Annotated in this window: 16 protein-coding genes and 1 tRNA gene; 13 read left to right on the forward strand and 4 right to left on the reverse strand. The window is 39.1% G+C overall.

Features of this window, described 5'->3' with window-relative positions; genetic code table 11:
• Window positions 1-22: 22 nt before the first annotated feature.
• The 3 genes from galE (at window position 23) to BFP77_RS11275 (ending at window position 2,761) form a co-directional block, all read left to right on the forward strand.
• The gene (gene galE / locus BFP77_RS11265; protein WP_099574124.1) at window positions 23-1,039 is read left to right on the forward strand and encodes a UDP-glucose 4-epimerase GalE; all 1,017 of its coding nucleotides are present in this window, start codon (window positions 23-25) and stop codon (window positions 1,037-1,039) included.
• A 76-nt stretch (window positions 1,040-1,115) separates the two neighbouring features.
• Window positions 1,116-2,390: a metal-dependent hydrolase family protein gene (locus BFP77_RS11270; RefSeq protein ID WP_099574125.1), complete on the forward strand. Its 1,275-nt coding sequence runs from the start codon at window positions 1,116-1,118 to the stop codon at window positions 2,388-2,390.
• An 8-nt stretch (window positions 2,391-2,398) separates the two neighbouring features.
• Complete coding sequence (locus BFP77_RS11275) at window positions 2,399-2,761, forward strand: hypothetical protein (protein WP_257212951.1); 363 nt, start codon at window positions 2,399-2,401, stop codon at window positions 2,759-2,761.
• 2 nt (window positions 2,762-2,763) lie between these two features.
• On the opposite strand, the gene BFP77_RS11280 is transcribed toward BFP77_RS11275, so the two are convergent.
• Window positions 2,764-3,279 carry an alpha-ketoglutarate decarboxylase gene (locus BFP77_RS11280; RefSeq protein WP_257212952.1) on the reverse strand — a complete coding sequence of 172 codons (516 nt, stop codon included), beginning with the start codon at window positions 3,277-3,279 and terminating at the stop codon, window positions 2,764-2,766.
• A 118-nt stretch (window positions 3,280-3,397) separates the two neighbouring features.
• Here BFP77_RS11280 and BFP77_RS11285 point away from each other — a divergent pair, with 118 nt between their 5' ends.
• Complete coding sequence (locus BFP77_RS11285) at window positions 3,398-6,199, forward strand: 2-oxoglutarate dehydrogenase E1 component (RefSeq protein WP_099574127.1); 2,802 nt, start codon at window positions 3,398-3,400, stop codon at window positions 6,197-6,199.
• A gap of 22 nt (window positions 6,200-6,221) precedes the next feature.
• Window positions 6,222-7,439, forward strand: coding sequence for a 2-oxoglutarate dehydrogenase complex dihydrolipoyllysine-residue succinyltransferase (odhB, locus tag BFP77_RS11290; protein WP_099574128.1), 1,218 nt, complete (start codon window positions 6,222-6,224; stop codon window positions 7,437-7,439).
• An 81-nt stretch (window positions 7,440-7,520) separates the two neighbouring features.
• On the opposite strand, the gene BFP77_RS11295 is transcribed toward odhB, so the two are convergent.
• On the reverse strand, window positions 7,521-7,967 hold the full coding sequence (locus BFP77_RS11295; RefSeq protein WP_099574129.1) for a retropepsin-like aspartic protease: 447 nt from the start codon (window positions 7,965-7,967) through the stop codon (window positions 7,521-7,523).
• A gap of 99 nt (window positions 7,968-8,066) precedes the next feature.
• On the opposite strand from BFP77_RS11295, the gene BFP77_RS11300 reads away from it, so the two are divergent.
• The 8 genes from BFP77_RS11300 to BFP77_RS11335 all read left to right on the forward strand — a co-directional run bounded on the left by BFP77_RS11300 (window position 8,067) and on the right by BFP77_RS11335 (window position 13,305).
• Window positions 8,067-8,834, forward strand: coding sequence for a TatD family hydrolase (locus tag BFP77_RS11300; protein WP_099574130.1), 768 nt, complete (start codon window positions 8,067-8,069; stop codon window positions 8,832-8,834).
• A 19-nt stretch (window positions 8,835-8,853) separates the two neighbouring features.
• Entirely contained in the window at window positions 8,854-9,885 is a 1,032-nt protein-coding gene (locus BFP77_RS11305; protein ID WP_099574131.1) for an asparaginase, read from the forward strand.
• A 71-nt stretch (window positions 9,886-9,956) separates the two neighbouring features.
• Window positions 9,957-10,044, forward strand: a tRNA-Ser gene (locus BFP77_RS11310).
• A gap of 78 nt (window positions 10,045-10,122) precedes the next feature.
• Window positions 10,123-10,872 (forward strand): MotA/TolQ/ExbB proton channel family protein, encoded by a 750-nt coding sequence (locus BFP77_RS11315; protein WP_099574132.1) that lies wholly within the window; start codon window positions 10,123-10,125, stop codon window positions 10,870-10,872.
• 25 nt (window positions 10,873-10,897) lie between these two features.
• On the forward strand, window positions 10,898-11,329 hold the full coding sequence (locus BFP77_RS11320; RefSeq protein ID WP_099574133.1) for a hypothetical protein: 432 nt from the start codon (window positions 10,898-10,900) through the stop codon (window positions 11,327-11,329).
• 12 nt (window positions 11,330-11,341) lie between these two features.
• Complete coding sequence (locus BFP77_RS11325) at window positions 11,342-11,965, forward strand: ExbD/TolR family protein (RefSeq protein ID WP_099574134.1); 624 nt, start codon at window positions 11,342-11,344, stop codon at window positions 11,963-11,965.
• 20 nt (window positions 11,966-11,985) lie between these two features.
• Window positions 11,986-12,468 (forward strand): ExbD/TolR family protein, encoded by a 483-nt coding sequence (locus BFP77_RS11330; RefSeq protein ID WP_099574135.1) that lies wholly within the window; start codon window positions 11,986-11,988, stop codon window positions 12,466-12,468.
• Between the two features lie 150 nt (window positions 12,469-12,618).
• Complete coding sequence (locus BFP77_RS11335; RefSeq protein ID WP_099574136.1) at window positions 12,619-13,305, forward strand: porin family protein; 687 nt, start codon at window positions 12,619-12,621, stop codon at window positions 13,303-13,305.
• On the opposite strand, the gene BFP77_RS11340 is transcribed toward BFP77_RS11335, so the two are convergent.
• Both BFP77_RS11340 and rpoN read right to left on the reverse strand, forming a co-directional pair.
• Complete coding sequence (locus tag BFP77_RS11340; protein WP_099574137.1) at window positions 13,300-13,905, reverse strand: hypothetical protein; 606 nt, start codon at window positions 13,903-13,905, stop codon at window positions 13,300-13,302. The genes BFP77_RS11335 and BFP77_RS11340 overlap by 6 nt on opposite strands.
• Window positions 13,905-15,362, reverse strand: coding sequence for an RNA polymerase factor sigma-54 (gene rpoN / locus BFP77_RS11345; RefSeq protein ID WP_099574138.1), 1,458 nt, complete (start codon window positions 15,360-15,362; stop codon window positions 13,905-13,907). The genes BFP77_RS11340 and rpoN overlap by 1 nt, the downstream gene beginning before the upstream one ends.
• Window positions 15,363-15,395 lie beyond the last annotated feature (33 nt).

Here is a 15,395-nt window from a genome sequence, read left to right on the forward strand (position 1 = left end):
TGGCACACCATAAAAATAGTACATGAAAATATTAGTAACAGGAGGGCTCGGATTTATAGGTTCACATACGGTTGTAGAATTACAGAGCAAAGGTTTTGAAGTCGTTATTATAGATAATTGTTCTAATTCTAGTGAGTCTGTTTTAGACGGAATCACTAAGATTTCTGGTAAAACTCCCTTATTTGAAAAACTGGACCTTAGGGAAAAGGAGAAAGTCAGTGATTTTTTTAAAAGACATCAAGATATTAAGGGTGTTATTCATTTTGCTGCTTCAAAGGCGGTAGGGGAAAGTGTAGAAAAACCACTTTTGTACTACGAGAACAATATTGGCACCTTAGTTTATATCCTTCAAGAACTAAGTAAAAAGGAAAAAGCAAGCTTCATCTTTAGTTCTTCTTGTACGGTATATGGCCAAGCCGATAAGATGCCCATAACAGAAGATGCTCCCGTAAAGGTTGCGGAATCTCCTTATGGTAATACAAAACAAATGGGTGAGGAAATCATCGCGGATACTTGCAAGGTTACACCTGAACTTAGTGCAATAGCTTTACGTTATTTTAATCCGATGGGGTCGCACCCTAGTGCCGAGATTGGAGAACTTCCTATAGGAGTTCCTCAAAATCTAGTGCCTTTTATTACCCAAACGGGAATTGGATTACGGAAAGAACTTTCCGTTTTTGGTGATGACTATCCGACTCCGGATGGCACATGTATCAGGGATTATATTTATGTGGTGGATTTGGCCAAGGCTCATGTAGTTGCCTTAGAAAGACTTTTGGCAGGTAAGAACAATGAGAATTATGAAGTTTTCAATGTGGGTACCGGAAAGGGCAGTTCGGTTTTGGAGGCTATTCAAAGTTTTGAAAAAGTCTCTGGCAAAAAATTAAATTATAAAATTGTTGATAGACGCCCTGGTGATATCACGAGTGCCTACGCGGACACTACAAAAGCCAATACCGTTTTAGGGTGGAAATCGGAATATACCCTGGACGACGCCATGAAATCGGCTTGGGTCTGGGAACAGAAGATACGAGATTGATATAGTTACGATCAAAATTCTGAATAAGGGAGAAATATGGTATATTTCTCCCTTATTTACCTTAATGCCAATTCGTATGAGAAATGCTATTCTATCCCTTTTACTGCTAATTGTAAATTTAGTGAGTGCTCAAGACACTTATCTGCAATGTGGAAGTATTTACGATGTGTCCACCGGAAAAATGATTACGGAAAGAACAATAATAGTTTCCGGTACTAAAATAAAGCGTATTGAAAATGGTTTTGTCTCAGGAGCTGCTTCAGATAGGACTCTTGACCTTAAAAATAGGATAGTTCTCCCCGGTCTTATCGATATGCATGTGCATATAGAAGGTGAATACAACAAGGGAAGTTATATGAAAGAGTTTACCCAAAATGAGGCCGATATTGCTTTAGAGTCTACCGTATATGCGAAAAAAACACTCATGGCAGGCTTTACCACGGTCCGTGATCTTGGCGGTACAGGTGTAAATATCGCCTTAAAGAATGCCATTAATAAAGGATTGGTAGACGGGCCTCGAATAATTACTTCAGGAATGGCTCTGGCAACCACAGGTGGACATGCAGACCCAACCAATGGTAGAAAGCGAGAATTAATGGGAGACCCTGGACCCAAGGAAGGGGTCGTGAACTCGATAGATGATGCAAAAAAAGCAGTGAGACAGCGTTATAAAAATGGTGCGGATGTTATAAAAATAACCGCTACAGGAGGAGTGTTGAGTGTAGCCAAGAGTGGTAATAACCCGCAGTTTACTTTAGAGGAAATCCAAGCCATAACAAGTACGGCAAAAAATTATGGTTTTAGTGTGGCAGCACATGCGCATGGCGACGAGGGCATGAAACTGGCCATATTAGGTGGCGTAAATACCATAGAACATGGTTCTTTTATGAGTGAAGAAACTATGGAACTTATGGTCGAAAATAATTGTTATTTGATACCGACCATAAGTGCGGGAAAGCAGGTTGCAGAAAAGGCAAAAGAACCTGGATTTTTTCCGGAAGTTGTGGCGAGGAAAGCTTTAGAGATTGGTCCTATACACCAATCTACGATGGCAAAAGCTTATAAGAAAGGAGTGCCCATGGGTTTCGGAACTGATGCAGGCGTTTTTCCGCATGGCAAGAATGCCATTGAATTTGGTTATTTGTTAGAAGCCGGTATTCCTGTTAAAGAATCACTTAAGGCTGCGACCATTGTAAACGCCCAGTTATTAGGGATGGAGAATGAACTGGGAAAAATTGAAGAGGGCTTTACAGCGGATATAATCGCTGTAGAAGAAAATCCGTTAAAAAAAGTTGGTACCCTCGAAAATGTAAGTTTTGTAATGAAGGAAGGCGTTGTGTATAAGCAATGATTTTTTAGATGAACATGAAGAAGGAAGTTTCTGAAAGTGTACATTTATTGAAAAAGGCTAATGAAAATCATCTTTACGGAAAATTGGTAGTGCAGCTTCAAAGAGATTTTGAACGGATAAATGTGCCAATAAAAATCCCTGATGGAATTAACGCAGAAGAACTAGAAACTACTCTTAATGAAAAAATCTATTTTTTGCTTATGGAGCGATTTCTGGACTATCTCAATTTACTATACGCCATAGATATTCCGGAATCAGTCTTTGAAAAGATTGAAGTTACGGATGCGGTAGATGTTTCAAAACAGATTACATTTTTTATTTTGGAGCGAGAACTTCAAAAAGTAGAACTAAGGGAAAAATACAACTCCTGATTTTAAAAATATACCCTTACAAAGGGGAGCAGTGCATTGGGGTAAATGCTTCTTTCGTCATCATAAAGAATATCATAACGCAGGCCTATGGTAACATTATTGGTACGGTAACCAAGACCTAGAAATAGTGCAGGCGACCAATAATTATCTTTGATATCATCTGGGAATCCTTGTAATGTTCTGTTTATCCGTAGTTGTTCTAACTCGGCTGATAGTTGTATTTGCGGAATTGGATTGTAAAGCGACAAAATACTACCCCCATAGGCCAATAACTTATCTTCATTGAATTTGGCGTAGTTAAAATTTAGACTTACCCCAGTAGCAAATTGCTCGTTGAAATTGTAAATAGCACTAGGTGAAACAGAGGCATTAAACCCTCCGTTGGTAAATCCTAAACCAAGGCCCCCTCCAAAATTCACACGTCTCCAGAAATCACTTTTTTGACTCCCTAACTGTCCAAAAGAGAGCTGTACTAAAAGACAGGCTGCCATGAATAAAAGTGTATTTTTTAGGCTCATTTTTATCGATTTTCGTTAGAAATTTCATTTTTGTCAATAATAGTGCGCAACTTTACTTTAGATATCGTAAATGTTGTATTTTTGATTAAGTTTATTCTAAAGATACAGAAAGTAATTCATGGATAAATATTCCTTTTTAAATACTGCGCATACTTCTTTTTTTTCAGAGCTTTATGACAAGTATTTGCAAAACCCCGACAGTGTAGAACCCAGTTGGAGAGCATTTTTTCAAGGCTTTGATTTTGGAATGGAAAGCTCTTTAGAAGAGTTGAACATTTCCGGTGATGACCGAGTAACCTCGGTCATTAACGGTCGTGAGGTTGAAATGCCAGAATCTCTGCAAAAAGAATTTCAGGTAATTCGATTAATCGATGGTTATCGTAGCCGGGGGCATTTGTTCACAAGAACTAATCCTGTTAGGGAAAGAAGACAATATGTACCCTCTTTGGAAATTGAGAACTTTGGTCTAACAAAGGCCGATTTAGGTACTGTTTTTAATGCCGGAGATATTATTGGCATAGGCCCAAGTACCTTAGAGGCTATTATAAGTCACTTGACCAGAATTTACTGCGACGCCATCGGTGTAGAATACATGTACATACGCAAGCCGGAAAGAGTTAAATGGATTCAAGATTGGATAAACGTAAATGACAATCACCCGGATTTTAATGCAAACCGAAAGAAGCATATTCTCAAAAAATTGAATCAGGCAGTTTCCTTTGAAGGATTTTTGCACACCAAATATGTTGGTCAGAAACGCTTTTCACTAGAAGGGAACGAATCGCTAATCCCTGGTTTGGATGCCATTGTAGAGAGGGCTGCCGAGATGGGAGTAGAGCAATTTGTCATGGGTATGGCACATAGGGGACGGTTAAACGTACTCACCAATATTTTCGGAAAGTCCGCCAAGGATATTTTCAGTGAATTCGACGGGAAGGACTATGAGCAGGAGATTTTTGATGGTGATGTAAAGTATCATTTGGGTTGGACATCGGATAGAATGTCCGATAACGGGAATAAGATAAAGATGAATATTGCCCCGAACCCATCGCATTTGGAAACCGTTGGGGCGGTTGTCGAAGGTATTGCCAGAGCTAAACAAGATGCTAATTTTGCGGATAACTTTTCTAAAGTCTTACCTATAGTAGTTCACGGAGATGCGGCAATTGCGGGTCAGGGACTGGTTTATGAAGTGGTACAGATGGCAAATTTGGACGGTTACAAAACAGGAGGCACTATTCATATTGTCGTAAACAACCAAATTGGTTTTACCACCAATTATTTAGACGCTAGATCCTCTACCTATTGTACAGATGTGGCCAAAGTTACATTGAGCCCTGTATTGCACGTTAATGCAGATGATGCGGAGGCGGTGGTACATGCCTCGCTATTCGCCTTGGAATATAGAATGCGTTTTGAGCGTGATGTTTTTATCGATTTATTGGGTTATAGAAAGTATGGACATAATGAAGGTGATGAGCCACGGTTTACACAACCAAAATTATACAAGACCATCGCTAAGCACAAAAACCCCAGAGACATTTATGCCGAAAAATTGATAAGTGAAGGTGTTATCGATGATGGTTATGTTTCTGAACTGGAAAAGCAATATAAAGAAGCTCTAGAGGAGAAGCTGGAAGATTCTAGAAAAGAGGACAAGACGGTGATTACCCCTTTTATGGCAGATGAGTGGAAAGGTTTTTCCAATGTTAGGGAATGGGAGATGATGGATGCCGTTGATACCAAATTCGATAAAAAGAAGCTTACCGCTATTGCTAAGACCATAACCGAGCTACCGGAAGGAAAGAAATTTTTAAGAAAGGTCGAGAAGTTAGTTAAAGATAGGAAGAAAATGTTCTTCGAGACCGATAAACTAGATTGGGCCATGGGAGAATTATTGGCCTATGGTACATTGCTTGAGGAAGGCTTCGGAGTTAGGATGTCCGGACAGGATGTGGAAAGAGGTACTTTTTCACATCGTCATGCGGTCATGAAAGTAGAGGAGAGTGAGGAAGAAGTATTGCTGCTCAATCATCTGTCCGCTAAACAGGGTAGATTTCAGGTATACAATTCGCTTTTGTCAGAGTACGGCGTGGTAGGATTTGATTATGGATATGCTATGGCCAATCCAAATACCTTGACCATATGGGAGGCTCAGTTTGGGGATTTCAGTAACGGAGCCCAAATTATGATAGACCAATACATATCTGCTGCAGAAGATAAATGGAAATTACAGAATGGCCTGGTTATGCTCCTACCACATGGTTATGAAGGTCAAGGAGCCGAGCATTCTTCAGCTAGGATGGAACGTTACTTGCAGTTATGTGCAAAAGATAACATGTATATCGCAGATGTTACTACTCCGGCCCAGATGTTCCATATTCTACGTCGCCAAATGAAGGCCAATTTCAGAAAACCTTTAATCATATTTACACCAAAAAGTCTATTAAGGCATCCTAAGGCGGTGTCTTCCGCAGACGACTTGGCTAACGGAGCTTTTAAAGAAGTAATAGATGATGAAGGCGCGGATAAGAAAAAGGTTAAAAGCTTGGTATTTTGTACTGGAAAATTTTATTATGATTTGCTTGCTGCTAGGGAAGAGCTGAATAGGGATGATGTAGCCTTGGTACGGGTAGAGCAGTTATTTCCTTTACCGGAACAACAAATGAAGGAAATCACCGCAAAATATAAAAATGCGAACGACGTGGTCTGGGCACAGGAAGAACCTAGGAATATGGGTGCATGGAGTCATATTATGATGCACTATGCCGAGGCTCGTAGTTTCAGGGTGGCATCAAGACGTTTTTATGCAGCGCCTGCAGCAGGAAGTTCTGTTCGCAGCAAGGCACGGCATCAGCAAGTGATAGATTATGTCTTTGATAAGACCAAGGACAACATGATAAAACCAAAAAAGAAGTAGAATAAATCAAATTATAGGAAGAATGATTCTAGAAATGAAAGTTCCCTCTCCAGGAGAGTCCATAACGGAAGTTGAAATCGCGGAATGGTTGGTAGAAGATGGTGATTATGTAGAAAAAGACCAAGCGATAGCAGAAGTAGACTCGGATAAGGCTACCTTGGAATTACCAGCGGAAGCAAGTGGAACGATAACTTTAAAGGCTGAAGTAGGTGATGCGGTTGAAGTGGGAGCGGTGGTGTGTTTGATAGATACAAGTGCAGCAAAAGCCGATGATAAGGGCAGTAAAACCGAGGCTCCAAAGGAAGAGGTTAAAGAAGAGAAGCCGGCCCCGAAAGCGTCACCTGCCGCAAAAGAGTCCTATGCTACAGGAAGTGCTTCGCCTGCTGCGAAGAAAATAATGGACGAAAAAGGTGTGGACTCCAAAACCGTTAAGGGTACAGGAAGAGATGGCAGAATTACCAAAGAAGATGCGGTTAAAGCCGTTCCGTCAATGGGTTCTCCGGTTTCTGGAGGGAATCGTGGTGAAACGCGGTCCAAACTCTCTATGCTTCGCAGAAAGGTAGCAGAGCGTTTGGTTGCGGCTAAGAACGAAACGGCAATGTTGACGACCTTCAATGAAGTGGATATGTCTCCAATCTTTGCTTTGCGAAAAGAATATAAAGAAGCTTTTAAAGAGAAACATGGGGTTGGATTAGGTTTTATGTCATTCTTTACAAAGGCGGTTGTCAGAGCATTGGAAATGTATCCTGCTGTGAATTCAATGATAGACGGTAAAGAAATGCTTTCCTATGATTTTTGTGATATCAGTATAGCGGTTTCAGGTCCTAAAGGGCTTATGGTTCCCGTAATACGAAATGCCGAGAATTTATCCTTTAGAGGAGTGGAATCAGAAGTGAAACGACTGGCTATTCGTGCAAGAGAGGGAGAAATTACCGTAGATGAGATGACCGGTGGTACGTTTACCATAACTAATGGAGGTGTGTTTGGTTCCATGTTGTCCACTCCAATAATCAACCCGCCTCAAAGTGCCATTCTTGGAATGCATAATATTGTGGAAAGACCAATAGCTAAAGATGGTTTAATTGCAATAGCCCCTATCATGTATGTAGCTTTATCCTATGACCATAGAATTATTGACGGTAAGGAATCTGTGGGCTTTCTAGTTGCTGTTAAAGAGGCCTTGGAAAACCCAGAAGAATTATTGATGGACGGTAATGTGAAGAAAGCTTTGGAGATGTAAAAAACATTCTTTATCATAAATTATAGAAGCCTTTTCCAAATATTGGAAAAGGCTTTTATATTACGTTAAGGGCAAAACGAACTATTTTATCTTCTTTAGGTATACATCCTTTTGGTGGTAATCGATTACGGCTCTTCCCTTTTTTAATACATCGGCACCTATTATACCGTCTACAGGAGCAGCATTTTGAGAGGTTAGGGCTTCATTGACATGGTTTAAATCAAAAAGTACAATCTTTAGCTTTTTCATCTTCCATTTACCAATTTGTATGTTGTTTTTTTTGGATAGCAGTGTTTTCATATTGGTAGCTCCTGCGCCTGCTGCCTTAATATCCGATGATTTTGATTTCAGGTTAAAATACTCGATTTTATCAAAGCCTACACAGGTGTTAGATGCTCCCGTATCTAAAATAAACCGGCCTTTTATACCGTTTATTTTGGCCGTTACCTCAATATGATTGGTGCCGGTGAGCTTTAAATTGGTTTTATTAAAGTTCTTTTTCTTCAGGAATTTATATAATCTGGACATACGCTTTTTGATTTGTTTTTTAAAACAATGGTCCAGAATCCCTCAAATTCTTGACCTTACTTATAATTTAATCTGTAAAGATAAACCTATTTTTGCGGTATGATAGTTACGGATACACATACGCATTTATATAGTGAGGCTTTTGATGATGATAGAGAAACCGTTATTGAAAACGCCATTTCCAATGGTGTAGAGCGTTTTTTTATTCCTGCAATCGATTCTACCTACACCCAACGCATGATGGATTTAAAACGAACTTATCCAGAAAATATGTTTCTTATGATGGGTTTGCACCCTACCCATGTTAAGGAAAACTATAAGGAAGAGTTGGCGCATGTGGAAGAAATGATCACGACACACGATTTTTGCGCCGTGGGGGAGATTGGAATAGATTTATATTGGGATAAGACATTTTTAAGGCAACAGCAAGATGCGTTCCGATATCAGATAAAATTGGCCAAGAAGCACAAATTGCCCATAATTATTCACTGTAGGGAAGCTTTCGATGAAATTTTTGAGATTCTTGAAGAAGAGAAAGGAGAAAATCTTTATGGCATATTTCACTGTTTTACAGGTACATTGGAACAAGCCCAAAAAGCGATATCCTATAACTTTAAATTGGGTATAGGAGGCGTTGTCACCTTTAAAAATGGAAAAATTGATACATTCTTAGAAAAAATAGACTTAAGTCATATCATATTAGAAACGGACGCCCCTTATTTGGCTCCTAAGCCTTACAGGGGTAAACGTAATGAAAGCGCCTATTTGCTACATGTACTGGAGAAGGTGGCGTTAATCTATAAAAAGGAGGAGGCAGAGATTGCTGAGATTACAACGAATAACTCAAAACTGGTCTTCGGGGTCTAACGTACTAAATTAGAGAATTATGGCCGCTAATGATAAAAACATCCTTTTGATTTATACCGGGGGAACCATAGGTATGGTCAAAGACTATAAGTCGGGAGCACTTAAGGCGTTCAACTTTGATAAGTTGCTGAACAACATACCTGAATTGAATCAATTGGATTGCAGTATAGATACGGTTTCCTTTGAAGCCCCTATTGATTCCTCTGATATGCAAATTTCAGATTGGATAAGAATTGTGGAAATCATTGAGGCTCACTACGATTCACATCACGGCTTTGTTGTTTTGCACGGTAGTGACACTATGAGTTATACTGCTTCTGCCTTGAGCTTTTTGCTGGAAAACCTCTCAAAGCCGGTGATTTTGACAGGATCACAATTACCGATAGGTGATTTAAGAACGGATGCCAAGGAAAATTTAATTACTTCTATTCAGATTGCGGCATTACAAGAAAGAGGCCGTCCGGTAATTAGAGAAGTGGGTCTGTACTTTGAGTACAAACTTTACCGAGGGAACAGAACAACCAAAATAAATGCCGAACATTTTCAGGCATTTGCTTCATTGAATTATCCGCATTTAGTTGAGTCCGGGGTGCATTTGAATGTTTTTAGGGAATATCTATTACCCCTTAAGAAGAACAATAAGATAAAGTTCCATAAGCAGATGGACGAAAATGTTGCTGTTCTAAAGATTTTTCCCGGTATCAATTTTCGTGTTTTGGATAGTATTCTTAGAACAGAGGGATTGCGTGTTCTTGTTATTGAAACGTATGGATCGGGAAATGCCCCTACCGAGGATTGGTTCATTGAGCGCTTAAGAGCGGCCATAAAAAATGGCCTTCATATAATCAACGTTACCCAGTGCTCTGGAGGTAGTGTGTTAATGGGGCAATACGAGACAAGTACACAGCTAAAAAAATTGCAAGTTGTTAGTGGTAAGGATATTACAACGGAGGCAGCTGTAACGAAGGCGATGTACATGCTGGGAAGTGATGTGTCCAACGCCTTGTTTAAAACGGTGTTCGAGACTGCTCTACGTGGTGAAATGCACTAAAATTAACCTGTTTAATTTCTTAAACCAATATTTTTTTTGTTATTTGCCCAACCTTAAAAAAGACTAATTTTAGAGAGGTGGCCGAGTGGTCGAAGGCGCACGCCTGGAAAGTGTGTATACCCCAAAAGGGTATCGAGGGTTCGAATCCCTTCCTCTCTGCAATTAAATTTTACTTTTTTTATATTGTTTTTTTTTTATCTTTAACCCTATTAACTAACTAATTTAAGTTTGAAAAAAATGAAAAAATTATTCCCAAGCCTAGCAGTTGCTGGGGCATTTGTAGCAGGTACAAATATGGTAAGTGCAAAGGTGGCAACTGCAGCAATGCTAGTACAAGATGCAGCTCCTGAGGCAGAAAAAGGATTTACGCAAGTTTTAAAGGAAATGTTCATCACAGGGGGTGCCGGTTTTATGGGTATCGTTCTTTTATGTTTGATTCTTGGCTTAGCGGTAGCTATAGAAAGAATCATATATCTTAATATGGCAAGTACGAACAGTTCTAAATTAAAGCAGCAAGTAGAAGATGCTTTAGCTTCTGGTGGTGTTGAGGCTGCTAAAGAAGTTTGTAGAAATACAAAAGGACCTGTTGCTTCTATATATTACCAAGGTTTAGACCGTGCAGGTGAGAGTATTGAGTCTGCAGAGAAAGCGGTTGTAGCCTATGGTGGCGTTCAAATGGGGCAGCTAGAGAAAAACGTTTCTTGGTTATCCTTGTTTATCGCAATTGCACCTATGCTTGGTTTCATGGGTACGGTAATTGGTATGATTCAAGCCTTCCAGAAGATTGCAGCTGTTGGTAACTTAAGTGCATCTCTTATTGCAGGTGATATTCAAGTGGCATTATTAACAACGGTATTCGGTTTGATTACGGCTATTATCCTTCAAATTTTCTATAACTATATCATCGCTAAGATTGATAGCATCGTTAATGATATGGAAGATTCTTCGATTACTTTAATCGATATGTTGGTTGATCACAAAAAATAAGTAGCACCTTTAATACCTAAAAATTATGCAAAAAATTATAAAAATAGCATTGATTGTTATAGGTGTGGTAAGCGCATTGCTGTGGTACTTATTGCCTAGTTCAGATATGCCTGTAGCGGAAGCTGCTCAAAGTGGCGCAATGAACGCAATGTTCATCATTACGTACATACTACTAGGAATTGCAGTGGTAGTAAGTTTGGTTTTCACACTTAAAAATTTATTCTCTAATCCACAAGGTCTTAAAAAGACCCTATTCGTAGTTGGAGGCTTTTTATTAGTGGTCGGTATATCATATGTGTTGGCTAGCGGAACGGATGTTGATCCGGAATTTTTAGCTATGTCAGATGAAAGTACAGTGAAAAAGATTGGGATGGGATTGAATGTTTTCTTTCTCTTGACCATTATCGCTGTAGCTTCTCTTATCATACCCGCTATTAAAAATATGTTCAGTAAATAAAAAACAAAAATTATGGCTAGAAGAGCAGGAGCACCAGAAGTTAGCGCTGGTTCCATGGCGGATATAGCTTTCCTATTACTTATCTTTTTCTTGGTAACGACTACTATTGAAACTGATGCAGGATTGGATCGTATGTTGCCTCCAATAGAACCGCCCGATACAGATGTTGTTATTAAACAAAAGAATATCTTTCAGGTAAACATCAACAAGAACGGGCAGTTGTTGGCTGACGAAGAGTTGATAGAGCTTAAAGACCTTCGTGAAAAGGCTAAAGCTTTTTTGGATAACGGAGGAGCACCTTCAGGTAGTCCAGAGTATTGTAACTATTGCAAGGGAAAGAGAGATGCATCGTCATCCGATAATCCTTCAAAGGCAATTATTTCTCTTAAGAACGATCGTGAAACTAAATATAGTACTTACATAACTGTTCAAAATGAGCTCGTAGGTGCTTATAATGATTTACGTAATAGAGAAGCACAACGTCTATTCAAAAAGGATTTTACGGATATGGAAGCGGAGTATTTGAATCCAGAAACGCCTGATGATGTCAAAGAAGAATTAAAGGAGAAAGTAAAACGTATTCAGGATTTATTTCCACAAAAGCTTTCTGAGGCGGAAACTTCCTCATCCAATTAACGAACGATAAATAAAACACTATGTCAAAATTTGCAAAGAAAAAAGATGGAGACGTGCCTGCGGTATCAACGGCATCACTTCCAGACATTGTATTTATGCTTTTATTTTTCTTTATGACAGTAACTGTTATGAAGGATAGTTCGCTAAAAGTTGAGAACGTTCTCCCTAACGCGAGTGAAATAAAGAAGCTTGAAAAGAAAGATCGTGTTATTTATATTTATGTTGGTAAGCCAACAAAAGAATATGAGAGGGTCTTTGGAACAGAGCCTAAAATACAATTGAACGATAAGTTTGCGAACCCTTCCGAGGTCGGTGACTATATCTTGATGGAAAGAGCTAAAAAAGCTCAAGAACTTCAAAACGTTTTGACGACTTCTTTAAAAGTAGATAAGAACGCAAATATGGGTCTTATATCGGATATAAAGCAGGAACTACGAAAGGTTAATGCACTTAAAGTAAATTACACTACGTACGAAGGCGACGCTTTTAGAAACCTTCAGTAGATTATTTAATCATTTCAAACTTATATAAACGCTCCAATACTTTTGGAGCGTTTTTTAGTTTGTTATATTTAAGCACGCGGTACTGCCCTTCGCGGCACTATAAGGTTCAGAGGTTTTCTAGTTGGTTTTAGATATCGTAAATTAAATAAGATGAAAGGTTTTCTATGTTTTGTATGCCTAAGTTTAGTGTTACAGGCTACGGGCCAATCTCCAATTAAGGATAGTTCTTCAACAGCTAATTATCTTGAGGATCAGTTCTATTTTGGGATAACATATAATTTTGTCCGTAATAGGGCAGAGGATTTTAAACAGCGTAATCTATCTTATGGTCTCAATGCTGGTTTTATAAGGGATATACCACTTAATCAAACAGGAACAAAGGCTTTGGGTCTAGGAGCCGGTCTTGCGATAAACAACTACTATTCTAATCTTGGTGTTAGGGAAAACGGTTCTGGACTGGACTATGTTTTTGATACGGATATAGCCGGTTTCAGGCGGAGTAAATTGGAAACGCATCTCATTGAGATTCCATTGGAATTTCGATGGCGTACTTCTACCGCTACCGAATATAAATTTTGGCGTATCTACACAGGTATCAAGGCTGCCTATGTGATAGGAGCCAGGTCTAAGTTGGTTACTGAGGATTTTACAGATGGTTTCTTTAATTCTGACATTAGAAGACTTCAATACGGATTAACCTTAAATGTTGGGTACAATACATTCAATATACATGTGTATTATTCCTTGACCGATTTGTTTGAAGAGAACGCCGTTGTTAATGGGGAATCTATAGGTTTTAGGCCTTTGAGAATCGGTTTTGTATTCTACATTTTATAACCAGAACTTAACGGTCAAAAGTTGTGATAGCAGACCAATCATTAGCCCTACCAGTAGTTCTGGTTTCGTATGAGCCTTTAAGTATAACCTTGATGATGCCACAACACCTACTGCCAGAGTGAATAAGCTTATAGCTATAATCACGTTTATTTCAAAGTGGATGCTAAGGGCAATTAAATACATGAGTAGACTTCCTAGTCCCATAAGATGTAAACTCACCTTAAATTTTAAAAATAATAGCATAAGACTTGCTGCGGCCGCTCCTATTAAGCCAACAAAGAAGAAGTACAGCTCAATGGTATAATGGTTAGAAATAACCTTATAAAGAATAAGGGCCAGTAATAGTATGTGAATGAGCACCGGATATTTGCGCTCTGCAATACTTGGCATAAAAACCGAATGTACCAGATGTAAATTTCTTAGAATCATGTAAGTAACAATAGGAATAATAACGGTCAATATAAATATGGGTAATATATTACCACCTTGAACTTCTAACGGACTATATTTTGGGGTAATTATGAAGTATATGAGTGTGCCTCCTATTGGTACTAATAGTGGATGGAATATGTAGGAAATGGCACTCGAGAAGAATTTCATTAAATCTGTTTTCGCAATCTGGCTACAGGTATTCCAAGTTGTTCTCTATACTTGGCAATGGTGCGTCTTGCAATAGGGTATCCTTTTTCCTTTAGAATTGCGGCAAGCTTGTCATCGGTCAAGGGTTTCTTTTTCGTTTCCTCGTTAATGACCGTCTCTAGGATTTTCTTTATTTCTCTAGTAGACACGTCTTCTCCTAGTTCATTTTTCATGGACTCCGAGAAGTATTGTTTTATCAGTTTGGTGCCGTAGGGAGTGTCTACATACTTGCTATTCGCCACTCGTGATACCGTAGAAACATCCATTTGAATTTCATCAGCTATATCCTTCAATATCATAGGGCGTAGGTTGCGCTCATCTCCAGTCAAAAAATATTTCTTTTGATACTGCATTATGGCGTTCATCGTTATGAATAATGTCTGTTGCCGCTGTCTAATGGCGTCAATGAACCACTTTGCCGCATCTAACTTTTGTTTTATGAAAAGTACCGTATCTTTTTGGGACTTGGATTTTTCTTTAGACTCTTTATAACCCTTCAGCATATTGCTGTATTCCCTTGAAACATGAAGTTCGGGAGCGTTTCTGCCATTGAGCGTTAGTTCTAGTTCACCATCCACAATTCTGATGGAGAAATCCGGTACTACGTGCTCTATTATACGCGTATTTCCCGAATAGGACCCACCGGGTTTCGGGTTTAATTTTTCTATTTCTGAAATAGCACTTTTTAACTCTTCCTCTGTTACATTATGCTTCTGTATGAGTTTCTTGTAATGTTTTTTAGTGAACTGCTCAAAGGACTTTTTTAATATAGCTATGGCCAAGTCTATACTTGGGGTACCTTCTTTCCGTTCCAATTGAATGATCAGACATTCTTCCAAGGACCTAGCAGCCACCCCAGGAGGGTCTAATTGCTGCACCATATGTAATACACGTTCTATGGTTTTCTCTTCGGTATATATATTTTGGGTAAAAGCTAGGTCGTCCAAAATATCGGATAATGGCCTTCTTATATAGCCACTCTCGTCAACGCTTCCCACCAGAAATTCGGCAATTGCCCACTCTTCGTCATTCAGGTATACTGTATTCAGCTGATTGAGTAAGTATTGATTAAAAGATGTTCCAGAGGCATAGGGAACACTTTTTTCGTCATCGTCCGCACTATAATTATTGGCTTGGGTCCTATAGTCCGGTATTTCGTCATCACTTAGATAATCGTCAATATTGATATCCTCCGCTTCTATCCTCTCGCCGTCGGTTTCCGCGTCATAAGGGTCATCGAATTCATCGTTCAAGGATTCAATTTCCTCTTTACCACTTTCCAATGCCGGGTTCTCTTCCAGTTCCTGCTTTAATCGCTGCTCAAAAGCCTGTGTAGGCAATTGTATCAACTTCATCAACTGTATCTGTTGAGGAGATAGCTTTTGAGATAATTTAAACTGCAGGTATTGTTTTAACATTGGTCTTTTCTAGTCCTTATAAAAATAATCAAT

This window comes from Maribacter sp. 4U21 (assembly GCF_002742365.1).
Classification (GTDB): Bacteria; Bacteroidota; Bacteroidia; order Flavobacteriales; family Flavobacteriaceae; genus Maribacter.